Here is a 14,615-nt window from a genome sequence, read left to right as displayed (position 1 = left end):
ATTCCTATCGAAAGGGTGTCTGCATCATGACGAAACCGGTCACTGCCCTGCATTTTCCCCCACTCGAAGCGCTGAGCGACGAAACCCGGGCCTATTTCGACAAATGCGAGGAGAAGCTTGGCCTCGTGCCCAATGTCCTGCGCGCCTACGCGTTTGACGAGAACAAGCTCAGGGCCTTTACGCAGATGTACAACGACCTGATGCTGAGTGATTCGGGTCTGTCGAAGCTCGAACGCGAAATGATTGCCGTCGCGGTCTCAAGCATCAACCACTGCTTCTACTGCCTCACCGCCCATGGCGCAGCCGTGCGCCAGCTCTCCGGCGACCCGGTGCTGGGCGAGCTCATGGTTATGAACTACCGGGCCGCGAAGCTGGAGCCGCGACAAAAGGCCATGCTCGATTTCGCCGTTAAACTCACCGAGACCCCCGCGAAGATCGAGGAGTCGGACCGCAGGGCGCTGCGTGAGGCCGGGTTTTCCGAACACGACATCTGGGACATCGCCGCCGTGGCGAGCTTCTTCAACATGTCCAACCGCATGGCGGCAGCGGTCGATATGCACCCGAACGAAGAGTATCACGGCATGGCGCGGGAACCGGCCTCCGACTGAACCGCGGAGGACCGCCGCTGCCGGATCATCGATAGATCCTGATTCGCGTATGAGGCCCGATGAGCGGCAGTATGCGCGCCATGGCGAGCGGCGAGACGGCTATGCAGCCCTCGGTGGGCGGAAATCCGGGTTTGGCAATGTGAAAGAAGATCGCGCTGCCGCGATTGCGGATCGCCGGCCGCATGTTCCAGTCGGACACCATGCAGACATCGTAGAGGCGGTCCTCACGCGCCATGCGCTCATGGCTGGCCGGATAGGGCAGCCTGACCGGGCGATTGTAGTTGCGGTCGCCCGAAGCATCACACCATCCGTCGCGCGCGTCGATCCGAGTGAGCGGGAACCGGCTTAAAGGCGGGCCGGCAGGCGCCCTGTCTCCCCGAAAATAGCCATAGAGCAGCAGCAGATCGCCAACCGGTGTGGCGCCATCGCCTTCGCGCTTCAGCATCGTCGTGCCTGTTCGCCCGAGGGCACAGGGGAAGACGAGCGGCCCTACGCTCAAGAGCCCCTGGGTCGGCCTTCCCGGCCTGCGGCGCACCTCGATCAGACCAATCGATTTGCCGGCTTTACACTTCATATTGAGGGAAACCTGCCTGTCAGCTTACGTTAAATTGATTGGAACAAATGTTCGCCATGGTGTTTTCGCACTGTTAGGTTCCGCATAAAGCTGGAACGGTCAACACTGCAATTCCATTTGAATCGGCAGTCTTTTTCCTGGATAGTGGATTTAACCATGACGTCACGCACCATCCTAATCGTCGATGATGACGAAGACCTGAGGACGACGCTCGTCGAGCAATTGTCGCTCTATGAGGAATTCGACATTCTTCAGGAAGAAACGGCGACGAAGGGCATCCAGTCTGCGCGCAACGCGATTGTCGACCTGCTCATCATGGATGTGGGCCTGCCGGACATGGATGGACGTGAGGCGGTCAAGCTTCTGCGCAAGGGCGGCTATCGCGCGCCGATCATCATGCTGACCGCGCAGGATACCGATTCGGACACGATCCTTGGCCTTGAGGCCGGCGCCAACGACTATGTGACCAAGCCATTCCGATTCGCCGTGCTTCTCGCCCGCATCCGCGCGCAGCTTCGCCAGCACGAGCAGAGCGAGGATGCCACCTTTGCCGTTGGCCCCTACACGTTCAAGCCCTCGCAGAAACTCCTCATCGATGAGCGCGGCGGCAAGATCCGCCTGACGGAGAAGGAAGCCGCGATCATCAAATATCTCTACCGCGCAGAACAGAAAGTGGTGACCCGCGACATCCTGCTGGAAGAAGTCTGGGGATACAATTCAGGCGTCACCACCCACACGCTCGAGACCCATGTCTATCGCCTGCGGCAAAAGATCGAGCGCGATCCTTCCAAAGCTGAAATTCTTGTGACAGAAAGCGGTGGTTATAAGCTCGTTCCGTGAGACAGCGCCATGAAGGCGCTCGGGGATCACCGGGAACGGGTCGGGGACGACTTCAATGGCGCTGGACGATGACATTCGCATTCTGTCCGGCGTGGGTCTGTTTGACGGGTTCACGCGCGAACAGTTGCGCCTCATGGCCTTCGGCGCCGAAAGCATGACGCTTTCCGCCGGGCGGGACATCTATGCCGAGGGTGCGCCGGCCGACTGCGCCTTTATCGTCGCCTCCGGAAGCGTTGTGCTGTTTACGGAACGGGACGGCGAGCGCCAGATTGTCGAAAGGCTCGGCCCCGGCGACATGATGGGCGAATTCGCGCTCATAACCGAAGGCCGCCGCATGACAAACGCGATGGCCGAAAGTGAAACCCGGCTGGTCAGGATCAGTCGCTCAAGCTTTCACCGGATCCTTGAAGAGTTTCCCGAAACGGCAATCCGTCTGCATGAGAGAATTGCCGAAAACCTGCAACTCATGATCGCCCGAATGGAGCGAATCGCGGCGCGATTCGCCGACTGATTTTTTTTCGTAGAAACACACGCGTTTCATCCCTTTTTCCTCCAAAAAGGGCGTTTTCTCTGAAAATCCGTGAAATTCCCGAAAAACCGGTCAGCCGAAGTCAAAACCTGCGATAACAGGAACATGGTCGGATGGCCGGTCCCATCCACGCGCCTCGCGCAACACTTCGATCCGGTTCAGAGCCGGTGAGAGATTGGGCGACGACCAGATATGGTCGAGCCTGCGCCCACGATCCGAAAGCGCCCAGTCCTTGGCGCGGTAGCTCCACCAGGTGAAGATCTTCTCTTCCGGCGGTATCTTCTCACGCATCAGATCCACCCAGCCGCCTTCCATGCGCAGCCTTTCGAGCCCTTCGGTCTCGACCGGTGTGTGGCTGACGACTTTGAGAAGCTGCTTGTGCGACCAGACATCGGTTTCGAGCGGCGCGATGTTGAGATCGCCGACGAGAATGGTCCCCGAATTGCCGTTTTCTTCCGCCCGAAGCGCATGCATTTCGGCCAGAAAGTCGAGCTTGTGGCGAAATTTCGGATTGATGGCGGGATCCGGTTCGTCACCACCTGCGGGCACATAGAAATTGTGCAGAAGAACCGAACGGCCCGCTCCCGCATCGACGGAAACGGAGATATGCCGGCTATCGCCCATCCCGCAAAATTCGCGCTTTTCAACGAGTTTCAGCGGACGGCGGGCGATGGTGGCGACACCGTGATAACCCTTCTGACCATGGATCGCCATGTGCTCATACCCGGCCTTGCGGAAAGCGGCGGCGGGGAACTGGTCATCGGCGCATTTGGTTTCCTGAAGACACAGAACGTCCGGGCTGTACCGCTCCAGAAACTGCTCGACAAGCGGCATGCGCAGCCGCACGGAGTTGATGTTCCAGGTGGCGATGGTGAAGGGCATGGAATGGGTCCGGGATTGATCGCTTGCAGGAAGCGCAAAACTGCCCGGAACAGAAAAGGAAGACAAGCGCAACGGCCTGCCTGAACCGAAAAGGCCGGGCTGTCCACAGCCCGGCCAGGTATCAGTAAGCTGGTGTCAGCGCTTGTTGCGGCTCATCGCGTCGACACGGCGGTAATCGATCTTGAAAACGCTCGGGTCGAAGGTCACGCCCTGCTGAACGTTGAAGATCATGACCGTTGTGTCCTTGCCCTGTGCGTCGGTGATGGTCCACTGGCGCAGGTCGTATGAGTTGGTGTCGAACATCATCGTGATGGTCGAATTGCCGAAGACAGACTTGTCGGACATCTTGATCGTTGTGAGATCATTGTCCTCTCGCACGGTCTGAACCTTGTCGCCCGAGAGATCGATGCGCTCGTCGAGAAGCAGCTTCAACGGCGTTTTCGAGAGCGGGTAAAGGTCCGCCGTGTTGAGCTTCTTGTTCATGATGACCACCGAACTGCCGTCGGAGGTGACACGGAAGCCTGACGGCTCTTCATAGTCGAAGCGGATCTTGCCCGGGCGTTCGATATAGAACTTGCCGCCGGTCTGCTCGCCGCGCGGCCCGAATTGCACAAATTCGCCCATCATGGTGCGCACGCTGGAAAAATGCGCCGCGATCTGGTCGGCGCTCTGGGCAGCCTGGGCTGCTATCGGCGCAACGCAGAGCGCCGCCAAAGCCATCGCTGCAACGGCCATCCGCCGCGCCAGAAAGTCGGTTACCCCAAGAATCATCGTGTTCGATCTCCACATTTGCCCTTCCGGATAACCACCCAGTAGGGCCGAAATTTGGCTGCCCGATAACGGTCCGCGCCGGCGCCGGTTCCAGCGCCGCTCTTGATCAGACTTCGTCCTGCTCGGTCGGCACGAGAATTTCGCGTTTGCCGGCATGGTTGGCGGGGCCGACAATGCCCTCCTCCTCCATGCGTTCGATGATCGAAGCAGCCCGGTTGTAACCGATGCCGAGACGGCGCTGGATATAGCTGGTGGATGCCTTTCCGTCGCGCAGCACCACGGCAACCGCCTGATCGTAGGGGTCAGCGGAATCGCCCAGATTGCCGCCACCCGACCCGCCGCCGCCAGCAGACCCGCCGTCATCTTCCTCGTCATCCTCGGTGACAGCGTCGAGATAGTCCGGCACGCCCTGCATCTTCAGATGATTGACGATGCTTTCCACCTCGCCATCGGAGACGAACGGACCGTGGACGCGCTGTATGCGCCCGCCGCCAGCCATGTAGAGCATGTCGCCCATGCCCAGAAGCTGCTCTGCGCCCTGCTCTCCCAGAATGGTGCGGCTGTCGATCTTCGACGTCACCTGGAAGGAGATGCGCGTCGGGAAGTTGGCCTTGATCGTGCCCGTGATGACGTCCACCGAAGGACGCTGCGTGGCCATGATCACGTGGATGCCCGCAGCACGCGCCATCTGCGCCAGACGCTGCACCGCGCCCTCGATGTCCTTGCCGGCGACCATCATCAGGTCGGCCATCTCGTCGATGATGACGACGATGAAGGGCATCGGCTCGAGATCCAGATCCTCGCTCTCGTAGATCGCCTCGCCCGTCTCGCGGTCGAAGCCGGTCTGGACCGTGCGCTTGATCGTCTCGCCCTTCTTCTTGGCCGCAACGACACGCTGGTTGAAGCCCTCGATGTTGCGCACGCCGACCTTGGACATCTTGCGGTAGCGGTCTTCCATCTCCCGCACGGTCCATTTGAGCGCGACGACCGCCTTCTTGGGGTCGGTCACGACCGGGGTGAGGAGATGAGGAATGCCATCATAGATGGACAGTTCCAGCATCTTCGGGTCGATCATGATCAGGCGGCACTGCTCGGGCGTCATGCGGTAGAGCAGCGACAGGATCATGGTGTTGATGGCGACCGACTTGCCGGAACCGGTGGTACCGGCCACCAGAAGGTGAGGCATCTTTGCGAGATCGGCGATCACCGCTTCGCCATTGATGGTCTTGCCGAGCGAAAGCGCCAGTTTGGCCTTGCTCGCCTCGAAGTCGCGGCTGGCAAGAAGCTCCCGCAGATAAACGGTTTCGCGCGTGGAATTCGGCAGTTCGATGCCGATGGCGTTGCGGCCGGGAACGACCGCGACGCGGGCGGCGATAGCGCTCATGGAGCGCGCGATGTCATCGGCAAGGCCAATCACACGCGACGACTTGATGCCGGGAGCCGGCTCCAGCTCGTAGAGTGTAACCACCGGGCCGGGGCGCACATGGATAATCTCGCCCTTGACGCCGAAATCCTCCAGAACGCCCTCGAGAAGGCGGGCATTCTGCTCCAGCGCGTCTCTGGAAAGCGAAGGGTCCTTTGTCGAGGTTTTTGGCTCCGCAAGCAGATGAAGTTCGGGCAGTTCGAACGTGCCGCTGTCGAGAAAGGACGGCTGCGCCTCGCGGCGCACACGCGCGCCCTCCACCGGGCGGGGCGCAGGATTTTCAACCCGCTGCGCGGCGGGCACCGGCTCGACCTGGCGAGGCTGCGCGGCAGCAGGCCTCGGCGCCGGAGCGTCGAACTCAGGCTCGACGCGCATACGGGGCGCTGCCGGCGGTTCGTCGAAATCCGGCTCGACCCGCGCGTCCATGTCGAAATCCTCGAAGGCTGCGTCTTCATCCTCGTCCGGCTCGATCACGCGCGACCGATGGGCATCGCGGGGGCCGGCACGCACGAGGTTGCGACGGAAGAATGCGCAGAAGGACAGCCACCAGTGCGCCAAATAGCCAAGGACGACCGAGCCCCCGCTTTCTTCCTCATCGTCCAGCGTGTCGAAGGCCGCTTCGTCTTCCATATCGTCTGCGAAGTCGTCTGCACCCGGACGCGAAATCAGACCCGCACCGTAGGCAAGCAGCCAGCCGGCAGGCACCGCAAGAATGGCAGCGATGACGAAGCCGGCGAAGCCACGCGGATAAGCACCGATGAACTTGGCCGGGAGGGACAGAATCATGTCGCCAAGAACACCGCCAAGGCCGGTGGGGAGGGGCCAGGTGGGCGGCGGTGCGAAGGCGCCGACGATGCCCGCGGCAAGGACGGCACCAAGGAACCAGGCACCGGCACGCCTCACGCCGCGATCGATCTGCCGGCCAAGCAGAAGAAGAGCGCCCCAGCAAACCGCCGGCACGAGCCCGACCAGTGCCGCAAGACCATAAAACTGCATGGCGAGATCGGAGAACACCGCGCCGGGATAACCCATCGCATTGGTGACGGGATTGGCCGTCGCATGGCTGAAGCTGGGATCGGCCACGTTCCAGGTGGCGAGCGCCGCCACCGCAAACGCCACGAAGGCCAGAAGCGCAAGGCCACCCGCTCGTGCTGCCTGCCGGCGCAGGAAAGCCTGCAGGCCATAGCTGTTTTCATCCATCGCCAGGAATGCCGAAGACCCGGAACTCATGCGCACAATTCTCCGCTCGCGCGTTGCTTTCGACGCGAAACGCGCCGTGATGACTCGCCCTCGACCCTAGCGAGCGGATGGTTAAGACGGCATTAACCATGGAGGATCGGGGCACAATTTCTCAAACCATGAAAAAAGGGCCCGGCGAACCGGGCCCCTCAGGAAGGCAACCGGCCCGAAGGCCGATTGTCAGGCAAGTGAATTTTCGATCAGCGCCCATGCATGGGCATGAACTCCGGATAGGCTTCGACGCCCACCTCGGCGACGTCGAGACCACTCATCTCGTCTTCCGCGCTCACGCGCAGTCCCATGGTCGACTTGAGGATCATCCAGACCACGAAGGACACGGCGAAAGTGAAGACACCATAAGCGACGATGCCGACGATCTGCACGCTGAAGCTCGCATCGCTGTTGGTGAGCGGAACGGCGAGCGTGCCCCAGATACCGGCGATGAGGTGCACGGGGATCGCGCCCACCACATCGTCGATCTTGAGCTTGTCGAGCAGCGGCACGGTGAGCACCACGATGACGCCGCCGACAGCACCGATGACGATGGCCATGAACGGGCTCGGCGTGAGCGGCTCGGCGGTGATGGACACGAGACCGGCCAGAGCGCCGTTCAAGACGAAGGTGATGTCGACCTTCTTGTACAGAATCTGCGTGAGGATCAGCGCAGCGACGACACCTGCAGCGGCAGCCAGGTTGGTGTTGGCAAAGATGCGGCTGATGTCGGATGCATCGGCATTGGACCCCATGGCAAGCTGCGAGGCGCCGTTGAAGCCGAACCAGCCGAGCCAGAGAATGAAGGTGCCAAGCGTGGCGAGCGCCATGTTGGAACCCGGGATCGGCGTCACCTTGCCGTCTGAAGCAAACTTCCCGTTGCGTGCGCCAAGAAGGAGCGCTCCGGCGAGAGCCGCCCAGCCGCCCACGGAGTGAACCAGCGTGGAGCCGGCGAAATCCTGGAAGCCCATGGCGTCGAGCCAGCCTGCACCCCACTTCCACGAGCCGGCGATCGGATAGATGAAGCCGGTGAGCACGACAACGAAGATGAGGAACGGCCACAGTTTGATTCGCTCGGCCAGCGTGCCCGAAACGATGGAGGCGGCGGTGGCGACGAAGACCATCTGGAAGAACCAGTCGGAAGCGACGGAATAATCGCCCTCATTGGCGGTACCTGCCGCCGGCCAGCTATAGGGCGCGAAGGTGCCGATATAGCTCGACACATCCACATACATCAGGCTGTAACCCACCACCCAGTACATGATGCCGGCGATGGAATAGAGCGCGATGTTTTTCAAAAGCTGCATGGAGACATTCTTGGTGCGCACCATGCCTGCTTCGAGCATGGCAAAGCCGGCCGCCATCCACATGACCAGAAAACCGCCCATGAGAAAGAGCAGCGTGTTGAAAATGAATGCCGTCTCGGAAGCCGAGGCAAATTCGGGCGCGGCCTCGGCGGATTCCTGTGCCAGAGCCGGAAAGGACATGGCCGCCAGCGCAAGCCCGCCCAGCGCCAGCGGGCCTGCGGCGCTTTTCAGTGTTCGATACATCATCTGATTCTCCATCGGAATGTGCTGCCGCTTAAAGGGCTTCGACGCCGGACTCGCCGGTGCGGATGCGCACAGCCTTGTCGAGCGCGTGGACAAAGACCTTGCCGTCGCCGATCTGTCCGGTGCGGGCGGCCTCGACGATGGCCTCGACCACCTGGTCGACCATGTCGGAATCGACCGCCACCTCGATCTTGACCTTGGGCAGGAAGGTCACGGCATATTCGGCGCCGCGATAGATTTCCGTGTGTCCTTTCTGTCGTCCATAGCCCTTCACCTCCGTGACGGTGAGGCCTTGTATGCCGAGGCCGGTGAGCGCTTCGCGCACGGCCTCCAGCTTGAAGGGCTTGACGATTGCCATCACTATTTTCATGGCAGTTCACCTTTGCTGTTGCGGGATCCCGCGGGTTGCCTGCATCGCGCGAACCGCCATGCGGACCGCGACAGCAAAGGAGAATCAAATGCCGTGCCAGTTCGAGAGAACCAGATTCAAGTTATTGAAAAATATATTGAAATATTCCGGCAATTCGGGCGAAGGAGACTCTCACGCTTCGCGAATTGCATAATAAATAGGCAAAACTTTCATTTTGCCTATTTTGTGCGCAGTCGCACCAATCCCTCTTGAGCGACAGACGCGATCAGTGTGCCATCGAGCGAATAGAGACTGCCCCGGGAGAAGCCGCGCGCGCCCTGCGCCGAGGGGCTGTCCTGCGTGTAGAGCAGCCAGTCATCGAGCTTGTGTTGCCGATGAAACCACATGGCGTGGTCGAGGCTCGCCATCTGGATATCCGGATCGAAGCCGTTTCGGCCATGGGCGAAAGTCGAGGTGTCGAGCAGCGTCATGTCGGAAAGATAGGCGAGCACCGCGGCCTGCAGAGCACGATCGTCCGGCACCGGACCCGTGGTGCGGATCCACACGTCCTGGCGCGGCGGCAGCTTGTCGCGGCTGGTATAGTGCTCGATGATGACCGGTCGCACCTCAATGGGACGCTCGCGCGCCCAGTAGCGGCGGATGTTCTCCGGCACGCGCTCACCGAATTCGGCGAGAAACTCGCGCTGGGTGCGCAGGTTTTCCGGAGGCGTGACGCCTTCAGGCATGGGAAGCTGATGGTCGAGACCGGGCTCCTCCTTCTGAAAGGACGCCGAGAGAGAAAAGATCGCGTGGCCATGCTGGATCGCGACAACACGGCGCGTGGTGAAGCTGCCGCCATCGCGGATGCGGTCCACTTCGTAGATGATCGGCACTGCCGGATCGCCGGGCCGCATAAAGTAGCAGTGGAGCGAGTGGACATGACGGGCGGCATCGACGGTGCGCTGGGCGGCGACGAGCGCCTGACCGATCACCTGCCCGCCGAAAACACGCTGCCACGCCGATTGAGGGCTGCGACCACGAAACAGATTGTGTTCGAGCGTCTCAAGATCGAGTATGGCAAGCAGGTCTTGCATGGCCGACGACATGAATGGCTTCCCTCCGGCAGCGAATGATATGGCTGATGATGTCCAAGACGAAGGCGGGAACCAAGTCAAGGCCCCCGAACTGGGGCAAAGACACTGCAACGCTGATGGCAAATGAGGTGCCGCTATGGCCAGGAATACCAAACAGACATCCGAGCGCGAACTGGACATCCTGATCGCCGGGGCTGGCTATGTTGGTCTGGCGACCGCTGTTTCCATCGCCCGCGCACAGCCCGGCCTCAAGGTGGCGTTGGTGGACGCTGCGCCGGAAGGCGTGTGGCAGCGCGATGGCCGCGCATCGGCAATTGTGGCCGCGGCCTGCCGGATGCTCAAACGGCTGGATTGCTGGACGGAGATCGAGCCGGAGGCGCAGCCCATCACCGAGATGGAGATCACCGATTCGCGCACCGCCGATGTGGTTCGTCCGGTGTTTCTCACCTTTGGCGGCGAGGCTGGAGAGGGCGAACCCTTTGCCCATATGGTGCCGAACCGGGTGATGAACGGCGCGCTGCGCGCCCGCGCCGCCGAAAGCGGGATCGAGATCATCGAAGGCGTGGCGGTGGACGGTTTCGCCAATATGGGCGGGTATGTGACGGTGAGCCTCGCAGACGGCTCCACATGCCGCACACGGCTTCTGGTCGCCGCCGATGGCGTTCGCTCGCGCCTGCGCGACATGGCCGGCATCAAGACGGTGAAGTGGGATTACGGCCAGTCGGGCATTGTCTGCACCGTGGCGCATGAGCGCCCGCACAATGGCCGCGCCGAGGAGCATTTCCTGCCCGCCGGCCCGTTTGCCACGCTGCCGCTGACAGGCAACCGCTCGTCCATTGTGTGGACCGAGCGCACGGAAGATGCAGAGCGGCTGGTCAATGAAGATGACCTCGTCTTCGAGCAGGAGCTGGAGCTGCGCTTCGGCCTGAAGCTCGGCGAGATCCGCGTGGAAGGCCCACGCCGCGCCTGGCCGCTGGGCCTCACTCTGGCGCGCGAATTCGTAAAACCCCGCTTCGCGCTGGCAGGCGATGCGGCGCATGGCATCCACCCCATTGCGGGGCAGGGTCTGAACCTCGGCTTCAAGGACGCGGCAGCGCTGGCCGAGGTGATTGTCGAGGCCGAACGGCTGGGCGAGGATATCGGCGCGCTCGACGTGTTGCAGCGCTATGAGCGCTGGCGGCGGTTCGACACGGTTCAGATGGGCGTGACGACCGACGTTCTGAACCGGCTGTTCTCCAACGATATCGGCCCGGTGCGGGCGCTGCGTGATTTTGGTCTTGGCCTGGTTGAACGAATGCCGGCCATGAAGCGTTACTTCATCCAGCAGGCCTCGGGACTGGCCCCCGGCACACCGAGACTGCTGCGCGGAGAGGCAATCTAGCCTTTCGACTTCAACGCACTATGTCCACAAGGAGAAGACCATGGCTATGAAACGGCATGCGAATGTCACCTGGAAGGGATCCCTGGTCGAGGGCTCAGGCAGCCTCGACACGCAGAGCGGTGCGCTTTCGGCCCTGCCTCTCGGCTTCAAGGCCCGTTTCGAGGACGAGAGCGGCAAGACGGGCACCAATCCCGAAGAGTTGATCGCGGGTGCCCATGCCGGTTGTTTCGCCATGCAGCTTTCGCACATGCTGGCGGAGGGCGGCACGCCGGCAGACAAACTGGACGTGCGAGCCGATGTGACACTGCAGCCGGCAAAAGGCGGCGGTTTCGAGATCGTCAGGAGCGCGCTGTCGCTGGTTGGCAACGTGCCCGGCCTCGACGAAGCGAAATTCCTCGAGATCGCCGAGAAGGCCAAGGCCTCGTGCCCCGTCTCCAAGGCGCTCGGCGCGATCGAGATCACGCTTGACGCCAGATACGGCTGACGACACTTTCGCGATGAAAACCGTCGGCCGGCGCAATGGAAGGTCGTTCGATGGCGAGACTTCGCAACCAAAAATCAGCCCATGCAGCTAGAATTCCCTTACGGAACAAGTCGTTCGGGAGGAATGACATGCTGCAGACCCAGACACCGCGGACACTGAAGACCGTGGCACAGAAGTCCACACTCACCATCACCGACATCACGGCCGAGGCCGCGAAGCTGGACGCGTTCGACAATCATGAGCGCGTCTGGCACGGCCGCGACGAGGAGCGTGGCCTGAACGCCATCGTGGCGATCCACAACACCGCGCTTGGCCCCGGCCTCGGCGGCACGCGCGTTTGGCCGCACGAAACCTTCGAGGCAGCGCTGACAGATGTCCTGCGCCTGTCGCGCGGAATGACCTTCAAATCAGCCGTGGCGGGGATGGATTTCGGCGGCGGCAAGGCGCTGATTATCGCCAATTCTAAAACCGACAAGACGCCGACCCTTCTCGAAGCCTATGCGGAAATGCTGATAGCACTCAACGGTCAGTATTTTACCGGCGAGGATGTGGGCTTCACGGTTGCCGATGCGGACTTTCTCCGCGAACGCACCCCCAATGTGACGGGCACCACCGTTGGCGGCAGCGGCAACCCCTCGCCCGTGACCGCCCATGGCGTGTTTCTGGGGATCAAGGCCGCGCTGAAGCACCGTGGCGTTGCCACGCTCGACGGCGTGCATGTGGCCGTGCAGGGGCTTGGCTCGGTGGGCTGGACACTGTGCGAAAAGCTTCACGCGGAAGGCGCGAGGCTTTCGGTGACCGACATCGACGCAGCCCGGATGGAGCAGGCGAAAGACACATTCGGCGCAACCCCGGTTGCGCTGGACGACATTCTGAAAGTGAACGCTGACGTGTTCGCGCCCTGTGCGCTGGGCGGCGTGCTTTCTGCCGAAACGATTCCCCTGCTCGGTGCGAAGATCGTTGCGGGTGCTGCCAACAACCCGCTCGTGCGGCACGAGGATGCCCGGCTCCTGATGGAGCGCGGTGTGCTCTATGCGCCGGACTATGTGATCAATGCCGGCGGGCTTCTGAATGTCGCAGCCGAGCTCGCGCCCGGCGGCTACGACCGCGAAGCCACGATGGCAAAAGTTGCGAAAATTCCCGAGACGCTGGCAGACATTTTCGCGCGCGCCGAGGCGCAGAAACGTCCGACCAACGACGTGGCGGCAGAGATCGCATTCGAGCACATCAATGCAGCGCGGCAGCGCTGAACAACTGGCGGGTTGCGCGCTCGATGGGCGCAACCCGCTCCGTCACAACGCGGATCACTTGATCCCCGTAAAGGCCGCCTCGCCCCAGACCTGGCGAACACGCGCATCGCGGCCACAGCCTTTGCGGTAGCCCTTGTAGGCGTCCTTCTTCTTCACCAGCCCAAAGCGGGAGAGAATGCGCTCGTCGCTCTGGTAATAGTTCTGGTGGTAATCCTCCGCCGGCCAGAATTTCGCAGCCCCGAGTATCGGTGTGACGACCTTGCCGCTGAGTGCCGTATTTGCTTCCTGTTTGGCTTTATCGGCGGCAGCCTTCTGCGCATCGTCAAGCGCATAGACTGCCGTTGAATAACTCTCGCCCCGGTCGCAGAACTGACCGCCGGCATCGGTCGGATCGACCGAGCGGAAGAAGATTTCCAGAAGCCGGTCATAGCTGACCTTCGCATCGTCGAAATCGATCTTCACCACCTCGCGGTGGCCGCCTGAGGAATAGGTGCGGTAGGTCGGATTCTCGGTGCTCCCGCCCGCATAGCCGGACACCGTGTCGAGCACGCCTGGAACCTTGTCGAAATCGGCCTCGACACACCAGAAACAGCCACCTGCGAAAATCGCCGTCTGCTTTTCAGCCGTCGCGGGCTGCGAAACCGCCACCATGGCAGTGAAGGAAAAGGCCGCGGCCAAAAGGGAACGTCGCAACATCAATGTCTCTCCTGTGTTCGCCACAGAGCTACCGCGCCGGGCGGCAAATTCAAATCAAGCCGCTACACGCTTGCGTGAAGGGCTGATGCCGGAGAGAGAAGGCGGGAAATGACGTTCGTCCTCCCTGCCGCGACGTATCGACGAGCAGGGAGGAAAGAATTTTTAGACGCGGCGCTCGACCATCATCTTCTTGATGTTGGCGATGGCCTTGGCCGGGTTCAGGCCCTTGGGGCAGGCCTGCGTACAGTTCATGATCGTGTGGCAGCGATAGAGCCGGAAGGGGTCTTCCAGATTGTCGAGACGCTCGCCCGTCTTCTCATCGCGCGAATCGATCAGCCAGCGATAGGCCTGAAGCAGCACGGCGGGACCGAGATAACGCTCGCCATTCCACCAGTAGCTCGGGCACGAGGTCTGGCAGCAAAAGCACAGAATGCACTCGTAAAGCCCGTCGAGCTTGGTGCGGTCCTCATGGCTCTGCTTCCACTCGGTCGCGGGCTCCGGCGTGATCGTCTGCAGCCAGGGCTCGATGGAGGAAAGCTGCGCATAGGGCACGGAGAGATCCGGCACCAGATCCTTCACCACCGGCATGTGCGGCAGCGGGTAGATCTTGACCGCATCCTGAGCAACCTCATCCATGCCCTTGGTGCAGGCAAGCGTGTTGGTGCCGTCGATGTTCATGGCGCAGGAGCCACAAATGCCCTCGCGGCAGGAACGACGGAAGGTCAGCGTCGGATCGATCTTGTTCTTGATGTAGATCAGCCCGTCGAGAACCATCGGCCCGCAATCATCCATGTCGACATAATAGGTGTCGACGCGCGGGTTCTCTTCATCATCCGGCGACCAGCGGTAGATCTTGTACTCGCGCAGATTGGTCGCGCCCTCGGGCTTCGGCCAGACCTTGCCCTCCTTGACGCGGGAATTCTTGGGAAGGGTGATTTCAACCATGACTTCCTC

At 61.6% G+C, this 14,615-nt stretch carries 15 protein-coding genes; 6 read left to right on the top strand and 9 right to left on the bottom strand.

Annotated elements, in window-relative coordinates; all coding sequences use genetic code 11:
• Positions 1–26 precede the first annotated feature (26 nt).
• A complete protein-coding gene (locus AC07E3_RS03435) occupies positions 27–608 on the top strand; it encodes a peroxidase-related enzyme (RefSeq protein WP_336069886.1) in 582 nt (193 codons plus the stop codon).
• 25 nt (positions 609–633) lie between these two features.
• On the opposite strand, the gene AC07E3_RS03430 is transcribed toward AC07E3_RS03435, so the two are convergent.
• Positions 634–1,182, bottom strand: coding sequence for a L,D-transpeptidase family protein (locus AC07E3_RS03430; protein WP_040665095.1), 549 nt, complete (start codon positions 1,180–1,182; stop codon positions 634–636).
• A 156-nt stretch (positions 1,183–1,338) separates the two neighbouring features.
• On the opposite strand from AC07E3_RS03430, the gene AC07E3_RS03425 reads away from it, so the two are divergent.
• Positions 1,339–2,022, top strand: a complete 684-nt coding sequence (locus AC07E3_RS03425; protein WP_065816950.1) for a response regulator transcription factor — start codon at positions 1,339–1,341, stop codon at positions 2,020–2,022.
• Positions 2,023–2,077: 55 nt separating this feature from the next.
• Entirely contained in the window at positions 2,078–2,533 is a 456-nt protein-coding gene (locus tag AC07E3_RS03420; protein ID WP_336069879.1) for a cyclic nucleotide-binding domain-containing protein, read from the top strand.
• A gap of 90 nt (positions 2,534–2,623) precedes the next feature.
• Here the strand turns inward: AC07E3_RS03420 and AC07E3_RS03415 are convergent, their stop codons facing one another.
• The 6 genes from AC07E3_RS03415 to tesB all read right to left on the bottom strand — a co-directional run bounded on the left by AC07E3_RS03415 (position 2,624) and on the right by tesB (position 9,862).
• Entirely contained in the window at positions 2,624–3,433 is an 810-nt protein-coding gene (locus AC07E3_RS03415; protein ID WP_336069876.1) for an exodeoxyribonuclease III, read from the bottom strand.
• Positions 3,434–3,568: 135 nt separating this feature from the next.
• Positions 3,569–4,168 carry an outer membrane lipoprotein carrier protein LolA gene (locus AC07E3_RS03410; RefSeq protein WP_478360400.1) on the bottom strand — a complete coding sequence of 200 codons (600 nt, stop codon included), beginning with the start codon at positions 4,166–4,168 and terminating at the stop codon, positions 3,569–3,571.
• A gap of 142 nt (positions 4,169–4,310) precedes the next feature.
• On the bottom strand, positions 4,311–6,857 hold the full coding sequence (locus AC07E3_RS03405; RefSeq protein WP_478360301.1) for an FtsK/SpoIIIE family DNA translocase: 2,547 nt from the start codon (positions 6,855–6,857) through the stop codon (positions 4,311–4,313).
• A 209-nt stretch (positions 6,858–7,066) separates the two neighbouring features.
• On the bottom strand, positions 7,067–8,410 hold the full coding sequence (gene amt / locus AC07E3_RS03400) for an ammonium transporter (protein WP_090328731.1): 1,344 nt from the start codon (positions 8,408–8,410) through the stop codon (positions 7,067–7,069).
• 28 nt (positions 8,411–8,438) lie between these two features.
• Entirely contained in the window at positions 8,439–8,777 is a 339-nt protein-coding gene (locus tag AC07E3_RS03395) for a P-II family nitrogen regulator (RefSeq protein ID WP_065816944.1), read from the bottom strand.
• Between the two features lie 218 nt (positions 8,778–8,995).
• Entirely contained in the window at positions 8,996–9,862 is an 867-nt protein-coding gene (gene tesB, locus AC07E3_RS03390) for an acyl-CoA thioesterase II (RefSeq protein WP_065816943.1), read from the bottom strand.
• A gap of 124 nt (positions 9,863–9,986) precedes the next feature.
• On the opposite strand from tesB, the gene AC07E3_RS03385 reads away from it, so the two are divergent.
• The 3 genes from AC07E3_RS03385 to AC07E3_RS03375 all read left to right on the top strand — a co-directional run bounded on the left by AC07E3_RS03385 (position 9,987) and on the right by AC07E3_RS03375 (position 12,965).
• Positions 9,987–11,231, top strand: coding sequence for a ubiquinone biosynthesis hydroxylase (locus AC07E3_RS03385; protein ID WP_478360300.1), 1,245 nt, complete (start codon positions 9,987–9,989; stop codon positions 11,229–11,231).
• 46 nt (positions 11,232–11,277) lie between these two features.
• Positions 11,278–11,715: an OsmC family protein gene (locus AC07E3_RS03380; RefSeq protein ID WP_065816941.1), complete on the top strand. Its 438-nt coding sequence runs from the start codon at positions 11,278–11,280 to the stop codon at positions 11,713–11,715.
• 128 nt (positions 11,716–11,843) lie between these two features.
• Entirely contained in the window at positions 11,844–12,965 is a 1,122-nt protein-coding gene (locus tag AC07E3_RS03375) for a Glu/Leu/Phe/Val family dehydrogenase (protein ID WP_478360299.1), read from the top strand.
• A 54-nt stretch (positions 12,966–13,019) separates the two neighbouring features.
• Here AC07E3_RS03375 and msrA read toward each other — a convergent pair whose 3' ends face one another.
• A complete protein-coding gene (gene msrA / locus AC07E3_RS03370; protein WP_478360298.1) occupies positions 13,020–13,661 on the bottom strand; it encodes a peptide-methionine (S)-S-oxide reductase MsrA in 642 nt (213 codons plus the stop codon).
• A gap of 162 nt (positions 13,662–13,823) precedes the next feature.
• Entirely contained in the window at positions 13,824–14,606 is a 783-nt protein-coding gene (locus AC07E3_RS03365) for a succinate dehydrogenase iron-sulfur subunit (RefSeq protein WP_065816939.1), read from the bottom strand.
• Between the last annotated feature and the right edge of the window lie 9 nt (positions 14,607–14,615).

This window comes from Nitratireductor lacus (genome assembly GCF_056431025.1).
This window is presented reverse-complemented; position numbering and strand designations above follow the sequence as displayed.

What these genes read in the sequence shown, in the direction of transcription:
- tesB (WP_065816943.1), bottom strand. Translation starts at nt 9,862, where the DNA reads ATGTCGTCGGCCATGCAAGACCTGCTTGCCATACTCGATCTTGAGACG.
- AC07E3_RS03380 (WP_065816941.1), top strand. Translation starts at nt 11,278, where the DNA reads ATGAAACGGCATGCGAATGTCACCTGGAAGGGATCCCTGGTCGAGGGC.
- AC07E3_RS03395 (WP_065816944.1), bottom strand. Translation starts at nt 8,777, where the DNA reads ATGAAAATAGTGATGGCAATCGTCAAGCCCTTCAAGCTGGAGGCCGTG.
- AC07E3_RS03435 (WP_336069886.1), top strand. Translation starts at nt 27, where the DNA reads ATGACGAAACCGGTCACTGCCCTGCATTTTCCCCCACTCGAAGCGCTG.
- AC07E3_RS03375 (WP_478360299.1), top strand. Translation starts at nt 11,844, where the DNA reads ATGCTGCAGACCCAGACACCGCGGACACTGAAGACCGTGGCACAGAAG.
- amt (WP_090328731.1), bottom strand. Translation starts at nt 8,410, where the DNA reads ATGATGTATCGAACACTGAAAAGCGCCGCAGGCCCGCTGGCGCTGGGC.
- msrA (WP_478360298.1), bottom strand. Translation starts at nt 13,661, where the DNA reads ATGTTGCGACGTTCCCTTTTGGCCGCGGCCTTTTCCTTCACTGCCATG.
- AC07E3_RS03420 (WP_336069879.1), top strand. Translation starts at nt 2,078, where the DNA reads ATGGCGCTGGACGATGACATTCGCATTCTGTCCGGCGTGGGTCTGTTT.
- AC07E3_RS03430 (WP_040665095.1), bottom strand. Translation starts at nt 1,182, where the DNA reads ATGAAGTGTAAAGCCGGCAAATCGATTGGTCTGATCGAGGTGCGCCGC.
- AC07E3_RS03410 (WP_478360400.1), bottom strand. Translation starts at nt 4,168, where the DNA reads ATGGCCGTTGCAGCGATGGCTTTGGCGGCGCTCTGCGTTGCGCCGATA.
- AC07E3_RS03415 (WP_336069876.1), bottom strand. Translation starts at nt 3,433, where the DNA reads ATGCCCTTCACCATCGCCACCTGGAACATCAACTCCGTGCGGCTGCGC.
- AC07E3_RS03405 (WP_478360301.1), bottom strand. Translation starts at nt 6,857, where the DNA reads ATGAGTTCCGGGTCTTCGGCATTCCTGGCGATGGATGAAAACAGCTAT.
- AC07E3_RS03385 (WP_478360300.1), top strand. Translation starts at nt 9,987, where the DNA reads ATGGCCAGGAATACCAAACAGACATCCGAGCGCGAACTGGACATCCTG.
- AC07E3_RS03425 (WP_065816950.1), top strand. Translation starts at nt 1,339, where the DNA reads ATGACGTCACGCACCATCCTAATCGTCGATGATGACGAAGACCTGAGG.
- AC07E3_RS03365 (WP_065816939.1), bottom strand. Translation starts at nt 14,606, where the DNA reads ATGGTTGAAATCACCCTTCCCAAGAATTCCCGCGTCAAGGAGGGCAAG.